The 19,731-nt window shown below is 70.8% G+C and carries 13 protein-coding genes; 8 read left to right on the top strand and 5 right to left on the bottom strand.

Annotated features, from left to right (window positions below; translation table 11 throughout):
* Positions 1-6: 6 nt before the first annotated feature.
* The gene (locus tag Y590_RS21955) at positions 7-1,713 is read right to left on the bottom strand and encodes a DEAD/DEAH box helicase (protein WP_060771714.1); all 1,707 of its coding nucleotides are present in this window, start codon (positions 1,711-1,713) and stop codon (positions 7-9) included.
* Between the two features lie 440 nt (positions 1,714-2,153).
* On the opposite strand from Y590_RS21955, the gene Y590_RS21950 reads away from it, so the two are divergent.
* Positions 2,154-3,281: an FkbM family methyltransferase gene (locus tag Y590_RS21950; protein WP_060771713.1), complete on the top strand. Its 1,128-nt coding sequence runs from the start codon at positions 2,154-2,156 to the stop codon at positions 3,279-3,281.
* 38 nt (positions 3,282-3,319) lie between these two features.
* Here the strand turns inward: Y590_RS21950 and Y590_RS21945 are convergent, their stop codons facing one another.
* Complete coding sequence (locus tag Y590_RS21945; RefSeq protein ID WP_060771712.1) at positions 3,320-4,384, bottom strand: HD-GYP domain-containing protein; 1,065 nt, start codon at positions 4,382-4,384, stop codon at positions 3,320-3,322.
* Positions 4,385-4,561: 177 nt separating this feature from the next.
* Between Y590_RS21945 and Y590_RS21940 the strand changes: the two genes are divergently transcribed.
* The 6 genes from Y590_RS21940 to Y590_RS21915 all read left to right on the top strand — a co-directional run bounded on the left by Y590_RS21940 (position 4,562) and on the right by Y590_RS21915 (position 10,698).
* A complete protein-coding gene (locus tag Y590_RS21940) occupies positions 4,562-4,981 on the top strand; it encodes an HIT domain-containing protein (protein ID WP_060771711.1) in 420 nt (139 codons plus the stop codon).
* Positions 4,982-4,991: 10 nt separating this feature from the next.
* Complete coding sequence (gene nudC / locus Y590_RS21935; protein ID WP_060771710.1) at positions 4,992-5,963, top strand: NAD(+) diphosphatase; 972 nt, start codon at positions 4,992-4,994, stop codon at positions 5,961-5,963.
* Between the two features lie 173 nt (positions 5,964-6,136).
* On the top strand, positions 6,137-6,979 hold the full coding sequence (trpA, locus tag Y590_RS21930; protein ID WP_060771709.1) for a tryptophan synthase subunit alpha: 843 nt from the start codon (positions 6,137-6,139) through the stop codon (positions 6,977-6,979).
* A 136-nt stretch (positions 6,980-7,115) separates the two neighbouring features.
* Positions 7,116-8,039, top strand: a complete 924-nt coding sequence (gene accD / locus Y590_RS21925; RefSeq protein WP_060771708.1) for an acetyl-CoA carboxylase, carboxyltransferase subunit beta — start codon at positions 7,116-7,118, stop codon at positions 8,037-8,039.
* A gap of 32 nt (positions 8,040-8,071) precedes the next feature.
* Positions 8,072-9,397 carry a bifunctional folylpolyglutamate synthase/dihydrofolate synthase gene (locus Y590_RS21920; RefSeq protein WP_060771707.1) on the top strand — a complete coding sequence of 442 codons (1,326 nt, stop codon included), beginning with the start codon at positions 8,072-8,074 and terminating at the stop codon, positions 9,395-9,397.
* A gap of 410 nt (positions 9,398-9,807) precedes the next feature.
* Positions 9,808-10,698, top strand: a complete 891-nt coding sequence (locus Y590_RS21915) for an outer membrane protein (RefSeq protein ID WP_060771706.1) — start codon at positions 9,808-9,810, stop codon at positions 10,696-10,698.
* Between the two features lie 156 nt (positions 10,699-10,854).
* Here Y590_RS21915 and trxA read toward each other — a convergent pair whose 3' ends face one another.
* On the bottom strand, positions 10,855-11,175 hold the full coding sequence (gene trxA / locus Y590_RS21910) for a thioredoxin (RefSeq protein ID WP_003603560.1): 321 nt from the start codon (positions 11,173-11,175) through the stop codon (positions 10,855-10,857).
* A 352-nt stretch (positions 11,176-11,527) separates the two neighbouring features.
* On the opposite strand from trxA, the gene Y590_RS21905 reads away from it, so the two are divergent.
* The gene (locus Y590_RS21905) at positions 11,528-12,814 is read left to right on the top strand and encodes a PQQ-dependent sugar dehydrogenase (RefSeq protein WP_060771705.1); all 1,287 of its coding nucleotides are present in this window, start codon (positions 11,528-11,530) and stop codon (positions 12,812-12,814) included.
* Positions 12,815-12,937: 123 nt separating this feature from the next.
* On the opposite strand, the gene addA is transcribed toward Y590_RS21905, so the two are convergent.
* The gene (gene addA, locus Y590_RS21900; protein WP_286161802.1) at positions 12,938-16,453 is read right to left on the bottom strand and encodes a double-strand break repair helicase AddA; all 3,516 of its coding nucleotides are present in this window, start codon (positions 16,451-16,453) and stop codon (positions 12,938-12,940) included.
* Positions 16,450-19,593, bottom strand: a complete 3,144-nt coding sequence (gene addB, locus Y590_RS21895) for a double-strand break repair protein AddB (protein WP_060771704.1) — start codon at positions 19,591-19,593, stop codon at positions 16,450-16,452. Before addB ends, addA begins: the two co-directional genes overlap by 4 nt.
* Positions 19,594-19,731 lie beyond the last annotated feature (138 nt).

The following is a 19,731-nucleotide window of genomic DNA, read 5'->3' as shown; positions in this document are numbered from 1 at the left end:
GGCGGATTAGCCGCCGCGGCCGGTTTTGGTCGCCTCGCGGCGATGGCGCTGGGCGCGGGGGCTCTTCGGTGCCTTGGCGGCGGCCGGTCCATCCCCCTGCATCCGCTCGACGCGGACGTCGGCCGGTCCGCGCCGGGCGAAGGACGCGGCGAAGTCGTCCGCTGCGCTGGCGCGGACCTCGAAGGTGGTCTCGTTGTCGAAGATCCGGATGGAGCCGATATCGCCGCGCCCGATCTGCCCGCGGCGGGTCAGCATCGGCAGAAGGCGGCGCGGCTCGGCCCGGTCGCGGCGGCCGAGATTGAGCCGGAACCAAGCCGCCGGCTCATCGTCACCGACCCGCGAAGCGCCGACCGGCACACCGCTGCGGGAATCCGGACGCCGGCTCGTCTCGTAGGCCGGATCGCTCACCTCCTCCGGAACGGGGATGCGCGAGCGGTAGAGCCGGGCGAAGGCCGCAGCGAGTCGCTCGGGCGGGCAGCGCTCCATCAGCGCCTCGGCCCATTCCCGCTCCCACTCGCGGTCCTCCTCCGTCTCGGGCTCGGCGAGCAGCGGATCGGACATCATCCGCTCGCGGTCGAGGATGCGGATTTCGTCGGCGTTCGGCGGGCCGCTCCAATCGGGGCTGACCTTGGCGATGGCGAACATCTGCTCGGCCCGCCGCCGCCGGGCCGGCGGCACGAGCACGACGCTCGTCCCCTTGCGGCCGGCGCGGCCTGTGCGGCCGGAGCGGTGCTGCATCACCTCGGCATCGTGCGGAAGGTCGGCGTGGATGACGAGGTCGAGCCCCGGCAGGTCGATGCCGCGGGCGGCGACGTCGGTGGCGACGCAGACGCGGGCGCGGCCGTCGCGCAGGGCCTGGAGCGCGGCGTTGCGCTCGCCCTGGCCGAGTTCGCCCGAGAGTGCCACGGCCGAGAAGCCGCGTTCGGTCAGCGAGGCCTGGAGATGGCGCACCCCGTCACGGGTGTTGCAGAACACGATCGCGACCGGCGCATCGACATAGCGCAGAATGTTGACGACGGCGTGCTCCACTTCCCGCGGCATCACGCGCACCGCGCGGTAGACGATGTCGGCATGGCCGCGGGTCTCGCCGGCGACCGCGAGGCGCAGGGCATCGCGCTGGTAGCTCTCGGCGAGCGCGACGATGGCCTTCGGCAGGGTCGCCGAGAACAGCAGGGTGCGCCGGTCCTTCGGGGTCGACGCCAGGATGAATTCGAGATCCTCGCGAAAGCCCATGTCGAGCATCTCGTCGGCCTCGTCGAGGATGACGGCGCGAAGCCCCTCGGTGACGAGCCGGCCGCGCTCCATGTGGTCGCGCAGGCGCCCCGGCGTGCCGACGACGATATGGACGCCGGCCTCCAGCGCGCGGGCCTCACGGCGCGGATCCATTCCGCCGACGCAAGGGACGATCCGCGCGCCGGTCTGCGCGTAGAGCCAGGTCAGCTCCCGCTGCACCTGGAGAGCCAGCTCACGGGTCGGCGCGATGACGAGGGCCAGCGGCGCGCCGGGCGGCGGCAGCGTTTCGTCGTCGCCGAGCAGCGTACCGGCGATGGCGAGACCGAAGGCGACGGTCTTGCCCGATCCAGTCTGAGCTGAAACGAGCAGGTCGCGCTCGGGCACGGCATCGAGCACCGCCTGCTGGACGGGTGTCGGCTCGGCATAGTTGCGCTCGGTGAGCGCCCGCGCCAGGGGGGAGGGCAGAGACGGAAATGGCAAGGGAGATGCGCCTTAAGAACCGGCGCATTCGCACCGGTACACGCGAACCGGCAGATGGCCGGATCGGAATTCGGATGCTGTGTCTAACGCCAACTGAGCGCGGAGACCACTACCTGCACCGCGCAGCGGCGTTGCACGGTGCGGATTACGCGGACGAACCTGCGAGGATGCCCCGGCCTTTCCAGAGGATTGCCCCACGTTGAAGGTTCGTGACGATATCGCGCCGTTTGCTTGCACCGGAGCCGGTCGTCGCCGATACAAGATGTACAAGAGGGGTCTTGTATCGGAAGCGGTTTCTCGATCGGTTTCCAGTCGATCCAAGGGCGGACGCTTCTCGAATCCTCGGCCCCGACGTCCCATCCGCTGAGCGAGAAGCCGGTGCGCCAAGCGCAACCGAACACGTCCCTCGATTGCATTTTCCTCCGACCGGAGAAGACACGTTGCCAGAGCCCGATCTCAGATCAGACGATGTCGATGCATTTCGCCTGCATGTTTGCCAGAGGCTCATTGCCGCCTCGGGCCGGACCGAAGAAGACAATATCGACCACGCCTACCCTCCGTATGAAGTCGCCGCCGGGCAAGAGGCGTTCGACGCGGTGCGGGCGCGCTTTCTCGCGTACCTGACGGGCAGTTGGGACGGGATGGCGCGATCCTATGGCCGTCTCGAAGATGACGCCTCACGCAAGCTCTTCGTGGACTTGCTTCTGTTTCGCGTGCTCGGATGCCGCCATGTCCGGCTCGACAGCAATACGCCCGCCTATTGGGAGGCTCGAAGGCAAGCTGAGGCGCTTCCGGTCGAGCCCTCGCCCTTCGCGGACCTTCCCGGCGGCGCAGGCCTTTGCCACTTTCTGTTGCCGGGCGAAAAGCGCCCCCTCACTGTGGACTGCCTCCACGCCAACATCTTCTTCACGTTCCTCCTGAGGCAGTATTTTTTCGATCGCGGCGGCGTGCGGGTGCAGCCGGAAGTCGGCGATCATGTGGTGGATGCGGGGGCCTGCTTCGGCGACACTGCCATCGACTTCGCCGAAACCGTCGGCGAAACCGGCCATGTCTACTCGTTCGATCCCCTCGAAGCCCATCTGAGGATCGTCCATCACAACATCCGGCAGAACGATCTTTCGAACCTGACCGTCTTCCAGCATGGCTTGAGCGATCACAATCTCGAAGCCCTACCAGTCCAGGGACTGTGCGATCCGGGCTTTGCGGACGAGGATGTCATGCCGGTTAGGCGTCTCGACGACATCGTCGCGACGGGCACGATCCCACGGGTCGACTTCATCAAAATGGATATCGAAGGGTACGAGCTTCCAGCTCTTCGGGGCGCCGAGGCGACGCTGCGCACCTTCCGTCCCAAGCTCGCGATCTCCGTCTATCACCGCTGGGGCGACTACTTCGAGATCCCCGACTACATCGCCAGCCTGAATCTCGGCTACCGGTTCTTCCTGCAGAACTACACGGTCGGGGAAGGCGAGACGGTTCTCTATTGCATCGCCGCGCCCGGCGACGGTGGATCGGCCGAGAGCGAATTGTCCGACGCCGGGGCGGCGCACGCCTCAACCCCGTCGTAACCCCCTTACGGACCGCCGTCTTCTCGGCCGAACGCGTCCTACGCCGCCCGCTCCTCCACCAGGGCGACGATGTCGTCCCAGCGCGAGAGGAAGGCGGCGACGCAGGCCGGGTCGAAATGCCGGCCCGCCTCCGCCTCGACATGGGCGCGCGCCCGCTCCAGGGACCAGGCGGGCTTGTAGCTGCGCGCGGAGATCAGCGCGTCGAACACGTCGGCCACCGCGACGATCCGGCCGGAGCGGGGAATCTCCTCGCCCTTGAGACCGCGGGGGTAACCGGTGCCGTCCCAGCGCTCATGGTGGGTCAGCGCGATCTCGGCGGCAATCTGGAGCAGGCGCGAGGGGCTGTCATGCAGCATGTGGTAGCCGCGCAGGGCGTGCTGGCGCATCTCCTCCCACTCGTCGGGGGTGAGGGGGCCGGCCTTCATCAGGATGTGGTCGGGGACCGCGATCTTGCCGATGTCGTGCATGGTCGAGGCCAAAGCCACGTCGTCGGCCTCCGCCGACGACAGGCCGAGTCCTTCGGCCACCGCGATGACGCAGCCGGCCACGCGGGTGAGATGGTCGCCGGCCCGGTCGTCGCGGAACTCGGCGGCCAGCATCAGGCGGCGGATCAGTTCGCGCTCGCGCGCCGAAGCGTCGGCCACCGCCCGTGCCGCGTCGCGCCGCATGGTGCGCGCCCGGTCGTCGCTCTCCCGTCGCGCCAGGGCGAGTTCGATCAGAACGCCGACCCGGTCCTGCAATTCCAGGGCGTCGAACGGCTTGGACAGCGTGTCGGTGGCGCCGGCCTCGCGGCCGATCCGGCGCAAGTTCCGGGCGTCGCCGCCGGCCACCAGCAGGATCGGGGTGCGGGCGAGGCTCTGCTGCTCCCGCAGGGCACGGATCAGGGCAGGGGCGTCGAAGCGCTCGGGCTCGGCCTCCAGCACGATCACATCAGGGGCTTCGGCGATCAGGTCGTCGATCACATGGCTCGTGACCGCGAGGATGCAGGCGCTGCAGGGCTGCCCGCGCAAAGCGAGGACGAGGGGAGCCGGGGTTCGCGCCGCTACGATGGCGACCACCGTGTCCCGGCTTCGCTCCCCGCTTCCTTGCGCGTCGCCCGTCATCGCGTCATCCACGGCGATCCCGGCGCGGCCCGCCGCCCACCGACTCCCGATCGCTGCCCCTTTGCGTGCCATAATATGGTTAACCGCAATTTGACACGGCGTGACCGACCTTCGCGCGACCGCGCCGACCGCGGAAACTGGGCCCCACTTTTCGGGCCGGCGCGCTAGATTGCCGGCATGAACGACGACGCCTTCCCCCTCGATCCGCGGCTTGCCGCCGACACCCATGCCGTGGGCGATCTCGCCCTCTGCTCCGTCCTGCTGATGGACGATGCACGCTTCCCGTGGCTGATCCTGGTGCCGCGGCGGCCGGGCTTGAACGAACTCACCGACCTCACGCCAGAGGATGCGCGCCTCGCCTTCGAGGAAACGCGTATCGCGGTCAGGGTCATGCAGACGCTCGCCCAGCCGGACAAGGTCAACGTCGCCAGCCTCGGCAACGTGGTGGCGCAGCTGCACATCCACGTCGTGGCCCGGTTCCGCTCGGACCCGGCCTGGCCAGGGCCGGTCTGGGGCGTCGGCGAGCGCAAGCCCTATCCGCCGCATGCCCGCGCCGCCCTGCTCGAACGGGCAGCCGCCCTGTTCATGGCCGCGTGAGGCGACCCGGATGACAGGCTCGCCCAACCCACCCGGCCGAGACGCGCTCGCCTATGCCGCGAGCCGCCTTGTGCGGCACTCCGCCGAATTCGGCCCGGCCCCCGCCCTGACGGACGCCGGACCGGATGCCCGCCTCGTGCTGATGGCGGGCGAGACGGTGATCGTGCGCGCCGCCCCGGCGGAGACCGGAACGGCCCTGCTCACACCGGACGAGGCCGGCCGGGCGGGCGAGCGTGCCGTGGAAATCTACCTCGGACGGGTCGAGGGGCGGCCGGTCTTCGCCGGCGCCCTCCCAGGGGAGGCAGCCCTCCTCTTCCCCGCGCCCGGCCACCGCGCGCTCGACCTGCGGGCGCTCGCCGCCGAGGGCGCGGTGGCCCGCGAGGAACAAGGGCTCATCGCCACCGCCAAGTCGGTGCTGGCCTGGCATGCCCGGCACCGCTTCTGCGCCAATTGCGGCAGCCCGACCACCATCGCCGCCAGCGGTTTCCGCCGGGAATGCGGGGCTTGCGGGCTGCACCACTTCCCGCGCACCGATCCCGTGGCGATCATGCTCGTGCGGCGGGGCGAGACCTGCCTGCTCGGGCGCGGCCGGCATTTCAAGCCGGGGATGTATTCCTGCCTGGCCGGCTTCATCGAGCCCGGCGAGACGGTCGAGGACGCCGTGCGCCGCGAGACGCGGGAGGAGACCGGCGTCGCGGTCGGCGCCGTCGCCTATCACGCCTCGCAGCCCTGGCCGTTCCCGGCCTCGCTGATGATCGGCTGCGTGGCCGAGGGGCTGTCGGAGGCCATCCGCACCGATCCCGACGAGCTGGATGACGCGCGCTGGTTCACGCGTGCCGAGGTGGCGCGAATGATCGCGGGCACCCATCCCGAGGCCCTGACCGTGCCGCCGCCGACGGCCATCGCCCACCTGCTGCTGCGCGACTGGGTCGACGGCGTCATTGAGGACACCATCGGGGCCGTGCCGGACCCGGAGGCGTGAGCCCGGCGCCTCGTGCGCTTCACGGACGCGAGCGGATGGTGTAGGCGCCCCCACTTGGCCGGGAAATCGGCCGAGGAATTGGCCGGGGAAGTCGGGCCCTGCGCGGCGGCCCGGTTCCGGGGGAACCGTGCCCCCGGGCCTCAAGGCCGGACGTACCGCCGGGAGCGAGAACCATGACCGCCCGCATCGATGCCGCCTTCGCCCGCTGCCGTGCGGAAGGACGTGCCGCCCTCGTCACCTACATGATGGCGGGCGATCCCGATCCGGAGACCTCGCTCAAGGTGCTCGAAGCCCTGCCGAAGGCGGGGGCCGACATCGTCGAGTTCGGCCTGCCCTTCACCGATCCCATGGCCGACGGGCCGGCGATCCAGGCGGCGGGTCTGCGGGCGCTGAAAGTCGGCCAGGATCTGCGCGGCACCCTCGCTCTCGTCCGCCGCTTCCGCGCGGGCGACGACCGGACGCCCGTGGTTCTGATGGGCTACTACAACCCGATCCATACCTACGGCGTGCCCCACTTCCTGGAGGATGCGCAGGCGGCCGGCATCGACGGTCTGATCGTGGTCGATCTGCCGCCGGAGGAGGACGAGGAGCTCTGCCTGCCGGCGCTCGAGAAGGGGCTCGCCTTCATCCGCCTCGCGACCCCGACCACGGACGAGGCCCGCCTGCCGGCGGTTCTCGCGAACACCGCGGGCTTCGTCTACTACGTGTCGATCACCGGCGTGACCGGGACGGCGACCCCCGATTTCGGCCGGGTGTCGCAGGCGGTCAGCCGGATCGCGGCCCATACCGACCTGCCCGTCGTCGTCGGCTTCGGCGTGAAGACCGGCGCGCACGCTGCCGAGATCGCCCGCGGCGCCGACGGCGTGGTGGTGGGCTCGGCCCTCGTCGATGCGCTGGCCCGCAGCCTCGAACCCGGCGACCGGGCCGGGAACGGCACGGTGGAGGCCGTCGCCTCCCTGGTGCGCGAGTTGGCGCAGGGTGTCCGCAGCGCCCCCAAGGCGCCGTCCGGGGCCTGAACGCCGCCGCAAGCCCGCCGCGCGGGGGGTATCCTGCCGGAGCCTCCCGAGAGGGGAGATCCCCCCTGGGATCGAGGCGGCGGCGATCCGATATCGATGCGGCAAGAGAACTCGGTAGGACAGGGAGTCTGACGCGATGGTCGAGCCGATGAACTGGATCTCGGAGGTCGTACGGCCCCGGATCAAGACGCTGTTCAAGCGCGAGACGCCGGAGAACCTCTGGGTCAAGTGCCCCGACACGGGCCAGATGGTCTTCCATAAGGAAGTCGAGCAGAACCACTGGGTCATTCCCGGCTCCGAACACCATCTCAAGATGTCGGCCACGGCGCGTCTCAAGATGATGTTCGACGAGGGCACCTGGATCGACGTGCCGCTGCCCGAGGTGCCGGCCGACCCGCTCAAGTTCCGCGACGAGAAGCGCTACGTCGACCGTCTCAAGGAGGCGCGGGCCAAGACCGGCATGCCCGACGCGTTCAAGATCGGCTTCGGCCGCGTCGGCAGCCTGCCGATGACGATCGCGGCTCAGGAATTCGGCTTCATGGCCGGCTCGCTGGGCATGGCCGGCGGCGAGGCCTTCGTCCGCGGGGCCGAGACCGCGCTCGAGAAGCGCACCCCCTACGTGCTGTTCGCGGCCTCCGGCGGCGCGCGGATGCAGGAGGGTATCCTCTCCTTGATGCAGATGCCCCGTACCACGGTCGCCGTGCGCCGGCTTAGAGCCGCGCGGCTGCCCTACATCGTGGTGCTGACGAACCCGACCACCGGCGGCGTCACCGCCTCCTACGCCATGCTCGGCGACGTGCATCTGGCCGAGCCCGGCGCGCTGATCTGCTTTGCCGGCCCCCGCGTCATCGAGCAGACGATCCGCGAGAAGCTGCCCGACGGCTTCCAGCGGGCGGAGTATCTGCGCGAGCACGGCATGGTCGATCAGGTCGTCCACCGGCATCAGCTCAAAGAGACGATCAGCCGGCTCTGCGGCTTGCTGATGGACGTGCGCCGGACGCCTGAGTCCGACACCGCCCGCGAGCCGACCGCCCCCGAACCCGTGTCGAACGCGGCCTGAACTCAATCCGCGACAGAAGGTCTCCACGCGAGATGGAATCCTCCGACGCGTTGATGGCGCGCTTCCTCGCCCTGCATCCGCGCACGATCGACCTGTCGCTTGGTCGCATCGAGCGCCTGCTCGCGGGCCTGAACCATCCCGAGCGGCGGCTGCCGCCGGTGATTCACGTCGCCGGCACCAACGGCAAGGGCTCGACCATCGCCTTCATGCGGGCGATCCTGGAGGCCGGCGGGCTGGCCGCGCACGTCTACACCTCGCCGCATCTCGTGCGCTTCCATGAGCGCATCCGCCTCGGCGGCATCGGTGGCGGCCACTACGTCGCCGAAGACCGGCTCGCCGACGCCTTCGCCCGGTGCGAGGCGGCCAACAAGGGCGATCCGATCACCGTGTTCGAGATCACCACCGCGGCTGCCCTTCTGCTGTTCTCCGAATGCCCCGCCGACGTGCTGCTGCTGGAAGTGGGCCTCGGCGGCCGGGTCGACGCCACCAACGTCATCGACCAGCCGGCCTGCGCCGTGGTCACCCCGATCGGGCGCGACCATGCCGAGTATCTCGGCGACACCGTCGAGGCCGTGGCGATGGAGAAGGCCGGCATCTTCAAGCGCGGCTGCCCGGCGGTGATCGCCGCCCAGGATTATGCCGGGGCCGATGCCGTCCTCTGTCGCCAGGCCGAGCGGGTCGGCGCGGTGCCGGTGCGGATCGGCAACCAGGATTTCTCCGTGCACGAAGAGAGCGGGCGCTTCGTCTACCAGGATGAGATCGACCTGTTCGATCTGCCTCGCCCGCGCCTGGCCGGGCGCCACCAGCTCACCAATGCCGGCACCGCCATCGCGGCCCTGCGCGCGGCGGGCTTCGGCGACATCGGCACGGTCGCCCTCGAAGCCGGCCTGCGCAACGTCGATTGGCCGGGCCGGCTCCAGCGCCTCGTGCGCGGGGCGCTCGCCGAGCGGATGCCCAAGGATGCCGAGCTGTGGCTCGACGGCGGCCACAACGCCGATGGCGGGCGCATCCTCGCCGCCGCCATGGCCGATCTCGGCGAGCGCAGCGACGTGCCGCTGGTCCTGATCGTCGGGCTGCTCGGCACCAAGGATGCCGAAGGCTTCCTGAAGAACTTCGTCGGCCTTGCCCGTTCGCTCGTGGCGGTGCCGATCACCGGCCAGATGGCCGCGCGGCCCGCCGAGGAAGTGGCGGAAATCGCCCGTGAGGTCGGCCTTACGGCCGAGGTCGCTCCGAGCGTCGAGGCGGCGCTGGCGGCTCTGTCGGACACGGTCTTCGAGCGCCCGCCGCGGGTCCTCATCTGCGGTTCGCTTTATCTCGCGGGCGCCGTGCTCGAAGCCAACGGCACGATCCCGGTCTGACACGGCGTCCGCCTGATCGAAGCGGGCATTCGACGGGACGGCGCGAGGGCCGGAGATCCGCGCCGCGAGGCCATCGATCGACAAACCACACGAGCCGGAAGCGATTCGCGCGTCACGCCGGGCGCCGGTTCTGCCGCCGGCCGGCAAAAGATCTTCATCGAACGTCCGTCGTCCGGCCCGTGATCTGTCGAATCAGGCAACGGACGCGATGGTGTAGACCCGTCGTCCCGTCGAACGGCGCATCCCCGATTGCCCGATTTGACGCAAACCTGCTTTCGGCCTCCCCGCGCACCGGATGCAACCGCTCGTCGGGTCGATTGTGGCGCAGTAGGTGTGGCCTGTTCGCTACATCTCAGGCCAGGGAAATGGTCTAGCTTGTTGGCGATCGGGTTTCTGCTGGGGATCAACAAGTGAAAAAGCTTCTCACCTCTCTCGCCGCCTTCACGGCGCTGACCGCGGCGGCCTCCGCCGCCGACCTGCCGCGCCGCGCTGCTCCGCCGCCGGTCTTCACGCCCATCCCGGTGTTCACCTGGACCGGTTTCTACGCCGGTTTCAACGCCGGCTACGGCTTCGGCGTCGAGGACAACGGTGCGGCTCCGGTCGTCGGCGTGAACAGCCTGACCGGCCTCGTGCGTCCCGGCCAGACCGCCGTCATCGCCTTCGGTGGCAACAGCCGCAACGACGGCTTCGTCGGCGGTGGTCAGATCGGCTACAACTACCAGTTCACCCCGGGTTCCGGCGTCGTCGTCGGTATCGAGGCCGACGCTCAGTACGTCGATTTCGGCCGTAACCGGAACCAGTTCTCGGTCGTGAACAGCAACCCGGCCTTCCCGGGCGTCGCCGCTCAGCAGGTGTTCAACCCGAACGGCCTGTCCAGCCTCGACTTCTTCGGCACCGTCCGCGGTCGCCTCGGCTACGCCTTCGACCGCGTCCTGTTCTACGGCACCGGCGGCTTCGCCTACGGCGCCGGCGGCGGCCGTCAGTTCGGCCTGCCGAACAGCTCCACCGACGACTTCCGCACCGGCTACGCCGCGGGTGGTGGTGTCGAGTACGCTCTCCCGACCGACTCGTTCCTGAACTTCTTCCGCTCCTCGGCCGTCACGCTGAAGGTCGAAGGTCTGTACGTGAACCTCGATCGCGGCGGCGGTGCCCTCAACGGCGCCTTCGCGGTGAACAACGCCGGCGCCGTCATCACCACGGCCAACCCGGGCGTGGTCGTCGTCTCCGGCCCCTCGCGCCGCAACGACACCGAGTTCGCCGTCGTCCGCGCCGGCCTGAACTACAAGTTCGGCAGCTACTAAGCCGAACCTTCGATAACAGGGTCTCGAAACCAGGGAGCCCGGCCGCAAGGCCGGGCTTCTTGCGTTTCGGGGCCGGTCGCGAGCGAAAAAGGCATGAAAAAAGCCCGGCCTCGCGGCCGGGCTGTCTCGGGTCGTTCGGCCCGAATTCGGTTCGGGTCAGGCGCTCGCCTGGATCCAGCGCGAAAGATCGCCCTTGGGGGCAGCGCCGACCTTCTGGCTGGCGAGCTTGCCGTCCTTGAAGATCATCAGGGTCGGAATCGAGCGGATGCCGTAGGTCGAGGCGATGCCGGGGTTCTCATCGACATTGACCTTGACGATTTTCACCTTGCCCTGGAGATCGGCGGAGATCTCTTCCAGCGCCGGGCCGATCTGCCGGCAGGGGCCGCACCACTCCGCCCAAAAATCCACTACGACGGGCTCGGCGGACTGCAGAACGTCCTGCTCGAAGCTCGCATCGGTCACTTTCACGGTCGCCATCGTAGGTCCTTTCGACACGCGGGTCCCACGCGGGTGCATGGAGGGCCCCTGCGCAGAGGGCACCGAGAGCGGGTTCGGCGCCTCACGGTGAGGCGAGAATTGGCGACGCCCGACCGCCCGGTCAAGGCATCCCGCCCCGGCCGCGGGTCTGGCACGCCGAACCCACATGGATAAGCCTGCGTTCGTCCCCGCAATCCCCCTCCGATCGGCTTGCCGGCGCCCTCGCCCAGCGCCTTGCCATCTGACGAACCGCGTCGCGAGTCCGTCTCCTGGCGCGGCCCGACCCTCGCCGTGGGCCGCCTGCGCCCCATTTGGCGAGCAAGATCGGCGACCCGCACAAGGATCAATCGACGTGACGCGCACCCTTTCCCTCTTGCTCGCCACCGTTGCGGCCCTCGGCCTCGATGCCCCTGCCTTCGCTCAGCAGCCGGCCGGACAGGAGTCGCGCTCCCCCCGCATCGAGGGTGAATCCTTCCAGGCGCCGGCCGCGCCGAGTGCCGGCACGTCGATCGCCGAGAAGGAGGCGCCGAACACCGAGTACAAGCCGCTCCTGCCCAACCAGACCCGTGCGCCGGAGCCCGCGCAGAAGACCGAGTTCGAGACCGCCGTCGTGGCCAAGGGCCTGGAAAGCCCCTGGGCGATGGAGTTCCTGCCCGACGGGCGCATGATCGTGACCGAGAAGGCCGGCAAGATCCGCCTGATCGCCAAGGACGGCACGGTGGGCCAACCGGTGGCGGGCGTGCCGAAGGTCGATCCGAAGGGGCAGGGCGGTCTTCTCGACATCGCGCTGAGCCCGAGCTTCGCCGCGGATCGCACGATCTACTTCAGCTACAGCGAGCCGCGCGACAAGGGCAACGGCACCACGGTCGCCAAGGCCAAGCTGGTCGAGAGCGACGGCAAGGCGAAGCTCGAGGACGTCAAGGTCATCTTCCGCCAGATGCCGACCTATGACGGCGACAAGCATTTCGGCTCGCGCCTCGTCTTCGCGCCGGACGGCAAGCTGTTCGTCACGGTGGGCGAGCGCTCCGACAAGCAGACCCGCGGGCAGGCGCAGGATCTGACGAGCGGGCTCGGCAAGGTCTTCCGCATCGACACCGACGGCAGCGCCCCGAAGGACAACCCCTTCACCGGCGGCGAAAAGGCCAAGCCCGAGATCTGGTCCTACGGCCACCGCAACGTCCAAGCGGCCGCCCTGGACAACCAGGGCCGGCTCTGGACCGTGGAGCACGGGCCCCGCGGCGGCGACGAGCTGAACCGCCCGCGGCCCGGCCTCAACTACGGCTGGCCGGTGGTCACCTACGGCATCGAGTATTCCGGCGAGAAAATCGGCGACGGCCAGACCCAGGCCGGCGGCACGGTGCAGCCGGTCTATTACTGGGATCCGGTGATCGGCCCCTCGGGCATGGCGCTCTACGATAAGGATGCGTTCCCGGCCTGGAAGAACCAGTTTCTCATCGGTGGCCTCGTCAGCGCCGGGATCGTCGCGCTCAAGCTCGACGGCGACAAGGTCGTCACCGAGGAGCGCATCCCGCTGGAACACCGCGTCCGCGACGTGCGGGTCGGCCCCGACGGCGCCGTCTACGCGGTGACCGAGGATGACGGCCAGATCGTCAAGTTGACGCCGAAGAAGGGCGGCTGAGGCTGACGTAAAGGATCTCGCAGGGACTCCCCCTCTCCCCGCAAGCGGGGCGAGGGGATGGGCAGCTCAACCATCGTCCTGGAGACCTGATCCAGGACGATGCTTGAGACTCTTGTTTTCGCATCATCTTTTTTCCGAAAGCCGGCCACCACCTTTCGGGACGATGCTCTCCCGGCGCTCGATCATCGGGCAACGCTCATTGTCCGGCAGGGCTTCCTCCACCCGCCGCACCACCGGCCCCGAGGTCCAGACCAGCAGGGCCACGATCGCGTGCTGGGGCCAGATCGCGGCGGCGAGCCGCGCGTAGAGGCTGACCTGAGCCGCCTCGCGCTCCGGCAGGGGTGCGTCGTCCGCGGGCGGGCGGCCGGTCTTGAAGTCGCAGAGGATCACCCGGCCGTCCTCCACGACGAGCCGGTCGATGCGGCCGGTGACGTCGCGCTCGATCCCATCCACGACGATCCGGCCCGAGAGCGCCACCTCGGCGCGCGCTTGGCCTGAGAACAGCGGCGCGAGGTCGGGCGCCTCGATCAGCCGCAGGACCGCGCGGACGAGATCCTTGCGCTTTCCCTCCTCCAGGGCCGGTGCGCGGGCGCGGGCGAAACGGTCGGCGGCTTCCCCGCGCCGGGCCGGCTCGATCCTCGGGAGGTGTTCGAGGAGCGCGTGGACCAGGGCGCCGCGGCGGCGCGCCTCGGCGTCACCGAGACGGCGCCGGGGCTGGCGCTGACCGTCCGCCGCGCCAAGCGCGCCCGACGGACTCAGCGGCGGCGCGGCCTCGGCTTCCGGTGCGGCCGCCGAGAAGAGCCAGTCCGGCACCGTCTCGGGTTCCGGCAAGGCCGTGTCCTCCGCAGCGTGGGCGAGGGAAGCGCCGGAGCCGTCGCGCCAGATCGTGATCGGCCCGTGCTCGGTCTCGACCGCCTCGCCGGCCCCCAGCCCCCGCTCCAGGCCGAGGCGGACCATCTCGCACCACGAGGCCGGCGTCTCCCGCGTCGCCCCGCGATAGGGCGCGATGACGAGGTGGTCGGCGGCCCGGGTCATGGCGACGTAGAGCAGGCGGTTGTGCTCCTCGCGCGCCCGCGCCTGGAGGGCGGAGCGGGCGGCCAGCGTCGCCGCGCAATCCTGCATGCGCCCGCCGGTCCAGACGGGCGGCAGCGGGCCGTCGGCGGGGGGGTCGAGGCCGAGGAGCGGCGGGTCGTTGCGGCCGAGCGGCTCGCAGCCGTCGATGACGACGACGACCGGGGCCTCCAGGCCCTTGGCGCCGTGGACCGTCATCACCCGCACCTCATCGCGGCCCGATTCCAGATCGCGCTTGACCGAGAGGCCGCTTCGGCCGCGGCCGGGCCGAACGATGTAATCGGCGAGGAAGGCGTCGAGGCAGGGGGCGTCGCCCCCGTTCTCGGCGTCGGCGGCCTGAGCCAGGAACACGTCGATGGCGTCGCCCGCCTCGCCGCCGAGCCGCGCCACCAGCCGGCTGCGCCCGCCATGGGGCCCGAGCAGAGCGGCGTAGAAGCCGAACGGGCCGTTCTCCGCCGCGAGCCGGATCCACAGCCGCAGGGCCGCGAGGCCGCGGATCGCCGCCCCGTCGCCGGTCTCCGCGTGGCGGGTCAGCGCGTCTTCCAGCGTCTCGGCGAAGGGGCGGCGGGCGCAGATGCGGGTGAGGTCGTCGTCGGTCAGCCCAACGAGCGGCGTCTTGAGGGCGGTGGCGAGGGTGAGGTCGTCGGCGGGCAGCAGCCCGGCGCGGCCGACCGCGACGAGATCGAGCACGGCGATGTGGCCCGCGACCTCGAGCCGGTCCTGGCCCGCCACCGGCACGCCGAGCCCCTTCATCGCCCGGATCACCTCCTCGAAGGCGGCCGAGCGCTTGCGCACGAGGATCAGCACGTCGCCGGGCCGCCAGATCCGGCCGCAGGCATCGCCCTTCGTCGTCCAGGCCTTCACCGCGCGGGCGATGCGGCGGGCGACGACGATGGCCGGGGCGTTGGGCTCGGGCGCATCGACGGGGGCGGCCCAGGCATCGGGCTCGTCGGCCTCCGCCGGTTCCTCGATCCCCCAGAGTTCGACCGCGCCGGGCACGCCGGCCCGGGCGGAGGCGTGGACCGTGCCCGGCGCGCCCGCATCGAACGAGAGGCCGGCGAAGTGCTCCGGCACGCCGAACACCGCATCGACCGCCGCGAGCACATGGCTCGCGGTGCGGAACGAGAGCCTGAGGCTGACATCGGCGAAATCGTGCCCGGCCCCTTCCGCCGCCCGGCCCCAGGCGCGGCGGGTCAGCTCGAACTCCCGCGGGTCGGCGCCCTGGAAGCTGTAGATCGACTGCTTCGGATCGCCCACGGCGAAGCGGGTGCGGGTGAGACCGCGCGCGCCTTCGCCCGCCGCGAACTCGGCGGTGAGCGTGCGCAGGATCTCCCATTGCTGCGGGTTGGTGTCCTGCGCCTCGTCCACGAGGACGTGATCGACGCCGCGGTCGAGCTTGTACAGGACCCAGGAGGCGCCGACCCGCGAGAGCAGGTCGAGGGTCTTGTGGATCAGGTCGTCGAAATCGAGGGCGCCGAGACGCGTCTTCTGCGCCTCGACCCGACGGTGGATCTCGGCGGCGAGCCAAAACAGGCCCTGCGTCCGGGCGAGCGCGCGGGCGGCGCGTAGGCTGTCGAACAGCGGGACGAGGCGCGCCTGCTCGTCGAGCAGCGCCTGCTTCACGTCCTCCGGCACCGCCTTGGTGCCGAAGGATTTGGCCGCACGCGGCTCGTCCTTGTCGGTGAAGAAGACCGAGCGGTAGGGCGCCAGCGCCTTGCCGGCTTCGAGGGCGGCGTGCGCCTCCACGAGCCCGTCGGCGAGCTTCTCGTCGGTCGCCTTGCCGGTGCGCAGCCGGCCCGCGATCTCGCGCCAGTCGCCGAGGCTGCTGCCCCTCAGAATCTCCGCCTCGATGGACTCGACGCTGGCGCCGTCCGGCAGCCCCAGGGCGCGCGGCAGGCGGGCGAGTGCCGGCTCCAGGGCACGGTGGTCGGAGAACAGGGCCCGCGTCCGCATGGCCGAGCGGATCGCGTCGCGCAGGGTGTCGCCGGAGGCTTCCGCGCCGACCACGGCGAGCGCATCGGAGAGCGCCTGGTTGCCGCCGAGGATCGCGTCGGCGAGCACGTTGTCGGTCTCGATCTCGAACGCTTCGCGCGACTGGTTGTCGTCGAGCACGACGAAGCGGGCCGGCACGTTGGCCTCGAACGGGAACATGTGCAGCAGCCGCTCGCACAGGGCGTGCAGCGTCTCGATCTTGAGGCCGCCCGGCGTCTCGACGGCGCGGGCGAACAGGCGGCGGGCCAGCCGCAGGGTGTCGCGGGCAGGCCGCACGCCGGTGAGTTCGGTGAGTTCCGCGGTCAGCGCCGCGTCGTCCAGCGTCACCCAGCGCCCGAGGCGCTGGAACACGCGGATCGACATGTTGGCGGCCGCCGCCTTGGTGAAGGTGAGGCAGAGGATGCGGCCGGGCGGCGCGCCGTCGAGGAGCAGGCGCAGCACCCGGTCGGTGAGCACCTTGGTCTTGCCTGCGCCCGCATTGGCCGAGACCCAGGCCGAGAGGCGCGGGTCCGCGGCCCGGCGCTGGGCCGCCTTGGTCAGGTCGTCGACGGTGAAGCCGGTCAGCGGGGCGTTCACGCGGCTTCTCCTTCGCCGCCCAGCGACCATTCGAGCACGCGGGCGAGGTGATCGTACTCGTTGTAGGCGCGCTCGTATTGCGGATAGGGGCGCGACAGGTAGGCCGCCTCGCCGGTCATGTAGCGGGCGATCAATCCGCGCAGGCGCTGCCAGTGCTCCTCGACGATCGCCGCCACCGCCCGCGCATCGCCGGGCGGCGGCTTGACCGGGATCGGCCGGAACGGCTCGCGCCCGCCCGAGGCATGGACGTAGAGGAGGTCCGGCGGGGCGGCGGCCTTCAGCCCTTCAAAGGCGCCGTGCATCAGCATCGCCGCCTCCAGGGTGAGCTGGGGCGAGAAGCCGGCAAAGACGGTGCGGTTGCTCGGCGGCGTGCCGGTCTTGAAATCGACGATGCAGTAGCTGCCGTCGGCGCGGGCCTCGATCCGGTCGGCCCGGGCAGAAAGGGTGAAGGTTCGCTCGCCCAGGGGAATCGTCACCTTGCCCGAGCGCTCGGCGTGGATCGTGCGCAAGCCCTGGCGCTGGTTCGCCTCCCATTCGAGGAAGGCGACCGCCATGCGCTCGTAGCGGGGAAACCACTCGGCGTAGAGTTCCGGGTACTGGTCCTGAAGCGGGCCGAAGGCGTCGAGCGCGATGGCGTAGAGCAGGGTCTCCGCGCCCGCCGGCAATGGACCGGGATGGGCTGCGGAAAAATCGCCGAGGACCTTGTGGATCAGGCTGCCGCGCTCGGCCGCGCCCGGCACCACGGCGATCGGCTCCAGCGCCTCCAAGCCCAGGATATGCCGGGCGTAGATCGAGTAGGGATCGCGCACCAGCGTCTCGATCTCGGTGACGCTGAGGCGCTCCGGGAACAGAGCCGGGTCGGGCTTGGGCGCGGGGCGCTTGAGGCGCGGCGGCGGCGCCTCCCGGCCGCGATCGAGCCGCGCGGCGAGCCCGCGCAGGCGCTGGCCGCGGGCGATGGCGCCGGCCCAGACCGCATCGCCGCCGAAGGCGCGCAGGCGCTGGAGGAAGCGCGACGGCACGGTCGGCGAGCCCTCGCGCTTGGCCGCGCGGGTGACCACGGCGTCATGGGTGCCCAGGCCCTGCACGAAGTCGTGGGCGGCCTGTCCGATCCGCCGCTCGGGCGGACTCAGGCCCACGTCCCCGCGCATCGGCCGGTTGAGGAAGGCATCGGTGGTCTGGCGCACCGGCCAGACCGCCTCGTCGAGCCCGCCCAGCACGATGCGATCGACGGAGAGCAGGCGCGCTTCGAGCGGCCCGAGGATGCGCAGGCGCGGATGCGCGTTCCGCTGCGCGCAGGCGACGGTGCGGTCGCGGGCGAGCGCGGTGAAGAAGGCGGCGTAATCGGAAAACCGGCCCGGCAGCTCTTCCTGCTCGGCGGATTCGAGATCGTCGAACAGGCCGTCGAGCGTGTCGAGGGAGGGATCGTCGGTCTCGTCCGCGTCGCCCTCCTCCGCCCCGCCCATCATCCGCTCGCAGGCCTCGCGATGCCCGGCGGCGAGCGCCACGAGGTTACCGATCTCGGGCTGCAGGTCGGTGCGGAACGCATCGAGCGCGATCTCCAGCCGGTCCAGGATGTCTTCGGCGAGATCCCAATCGACCGGCTTCAGGCGCTTCTTGGCGCGCGGCACCCGCTCGGTGGCGTTGCGTTGCAGCGCCACCGCCGCGCGCATTCCGTCGAAACTGTTCTTCGGAATCGGGGCGGGGCCGCGCAACCCGCCGATCTCGAGGGCCGCGGCCGCGCGCACGACCTCGCTGCGGGTCAACCCGAGCCGGACGAAAGGGTGAGCCAGGAGCGCGACGACGCGGGCCGGTGCTACCTCGGCGGCGAGTTCGGCGACCAGCCGAGCGAAGCGCCCGGCCTGCGCGCGCGCCAGACTCAAGCCCGCCGAATCCTCCGCCGCGATGCCCCAGCGGGCGAGTTCGGCCGAAACGCGCAGCGCCAGCCCTCGGTCGGGCGTGACGAGCGCCGCGGTGGCGCCGGGCGTTTCCAACGTCTCGCGCAGGGCGAGCGCGGCGACCAGCGCCTCCTCGCGCTCGTCCGCCGCCTCGACCACCGCGAGGCCCGCCATGCCCTCCCGTGCAAGGGTGATCCGCTCGGCCGCGTCGAGCCCGGCCCAGGCATCGGTGGTCTCGGCCGGGCGCAGGGCCTGCGACAGCAGCTTTTCCCGCGCCACCGCCTCGGGCGAGAGATCCCCCAGCGTCTCGACATCACGACGCTCGACGGCAAAGCCCCTCGGTCCGGTGAGCGCGCGAAGGATCGCCTGCGGATGGCCGTGGGCGATCTCCTCGTGCTGGCCGCCGGCGCCGTCGATCGCCTCCCAGCCCTCCGCATCGAGGTGCAGATCGAGCCCCGGCAGCACCACCGCGCCGCGGGGCAGGCGGGCCACGGCCGCGATCAGCCGGGCGGTGGCGGGTACCGAGCCGGTGGAGCCCGCCACGATCACCGGATCGCCCGGCCGCTCGCGGAAGAGCCGGTCGGCCTCGGCGAGCACGAGGCGGCGGGCGCGGGCGGTGGGGTCGGCGAGCGAGCGGGCGGCGAGGATGTCGGGCCAGTGCTCGGCGGCGATCTTCAGGAAGTCGAGGGTGAGGCGGAAGTAGCGGGAATGCTCGGCCTCCACCGCGGCGGCGATCTCGCTCCAGGGCAGGCCCTCGACGGTGAGGGCGTCCATCAGCCCTTCGAGGTCGGCGGCGAGCGCCATCGCGTCGGCCGGGGAGGAGGGCACGAGGAACGGCACCTCGTCGTCGATGGGCAGGAGTTCGCGGTCCACCGTCTCCGCCCATTTCTGGACGAGCCGGGCCAGGATCAGCCGGCGCTCCAGCGCGGGGATCGAGGGGTAGAGCAGGTCTTCCGGCGTCTCCAGCAGCGTGTTGGACGAGAGGTCGAGTTCCGCCTCGTCCGCTTCACCCAGCGGGATCATCCGCGGCAGCAGGGCCGCTCCGCCGAGGCGTTGCGCCAGCACGGTCGAGAGTGCGCGCACCGCGCGCTGCGTCGGCAGGTAGAGCGTCACCGAGGCGAGCGCGAAGGGATCGCCGCCGACCGCGCCGACGAGGCGGCCCGAAACGAGGGCGTCCGCCAGCGTCGGCAGGAACGGCGCACCGGGGGGAATCGTGAAGACGCGGGGGGCGGCGCTCGCGGACATGCTCGACGGTTTGAACCTGACGCTCTGCGATCGTGACCGACCATCTGATGGCGAGATGGTAAAGGCTTTCGAAAAGAGGCAGGTGCCGGCCCCGGCCGCTCCGCCCACCGTTCGAGCTTTGTTCTAGCATGCACCGGC

The sequence above is a fragment of the Methylobacterium sp. AMS5 genome (assembly GCF_001542815.1).
Taxonomy (GTDB): Bacteria; Pseudomonadota; Alphaproteobacteria; order Rhizobiales; family Beijerinckiaceae; genus Methylobacterium.
Note: the sequence above shows the minus strand (reverse complement) of the source record. Positions and strands in the feature narration are given on the sequence as shown.

Bases quoted from the DNA above. Each gene is read 5' to 3' on its own strand.
- Y590_RS21945 (WP_060771712.1), bottom strand. From the start codon at position 4,384: ATGACGGGCGACGCGCAAGGAAGCGGGGAGCGAAGCCGGGACACGGTG.
- Y590_RS21940 (WP_060771711.1), top strand. From the start codon at position 4,562: ATGAACGACGACGCCTTCCCCCTCGATCCGCGGCTTGCCGCCGACACC.
- nudC (WP_060771710.1), top strand. From the start codon at position 4,992: ATGACAGGCTCGCCCAACCCACCCGGCCGAGACGCGCTCGCCTATGCC.
- trpA (WP_060771709.1), top strand. From the start codon at position 6,137: ATGACCGCCCGCATCGATGCCGCCTTCGCCCGCTGCCGTGCGGAAGGA.
- accD (WP_060771708.1), top strand. From the start codon at position 7,116: ATGGTCGAGCCGATGAACTGGATCTCGGAGGTCGTACGGCCCCGGATC.
- Y590_RS21920 (WP_060771707.1), top strand. From the start codon at position 8,072: ATGGAATCCTCCGACGCGTTGATGGCGCGCTTCCTCGCCCTGCATCCG.
- trxA (WP_003603560.1), bottom strand. From the start codon at position 11,175: ATGGCGACCGTGAAAGTGACCGATGCGAGCTTCGAGCAGGACGTTCTG.
- addB (WP_060771704.1), bottom strand. From the start codon at position 19,593: ATGTCCGCGAGCGCCGCCCCCCGCGTCTTCACGATTCCCCCCGGTGCG.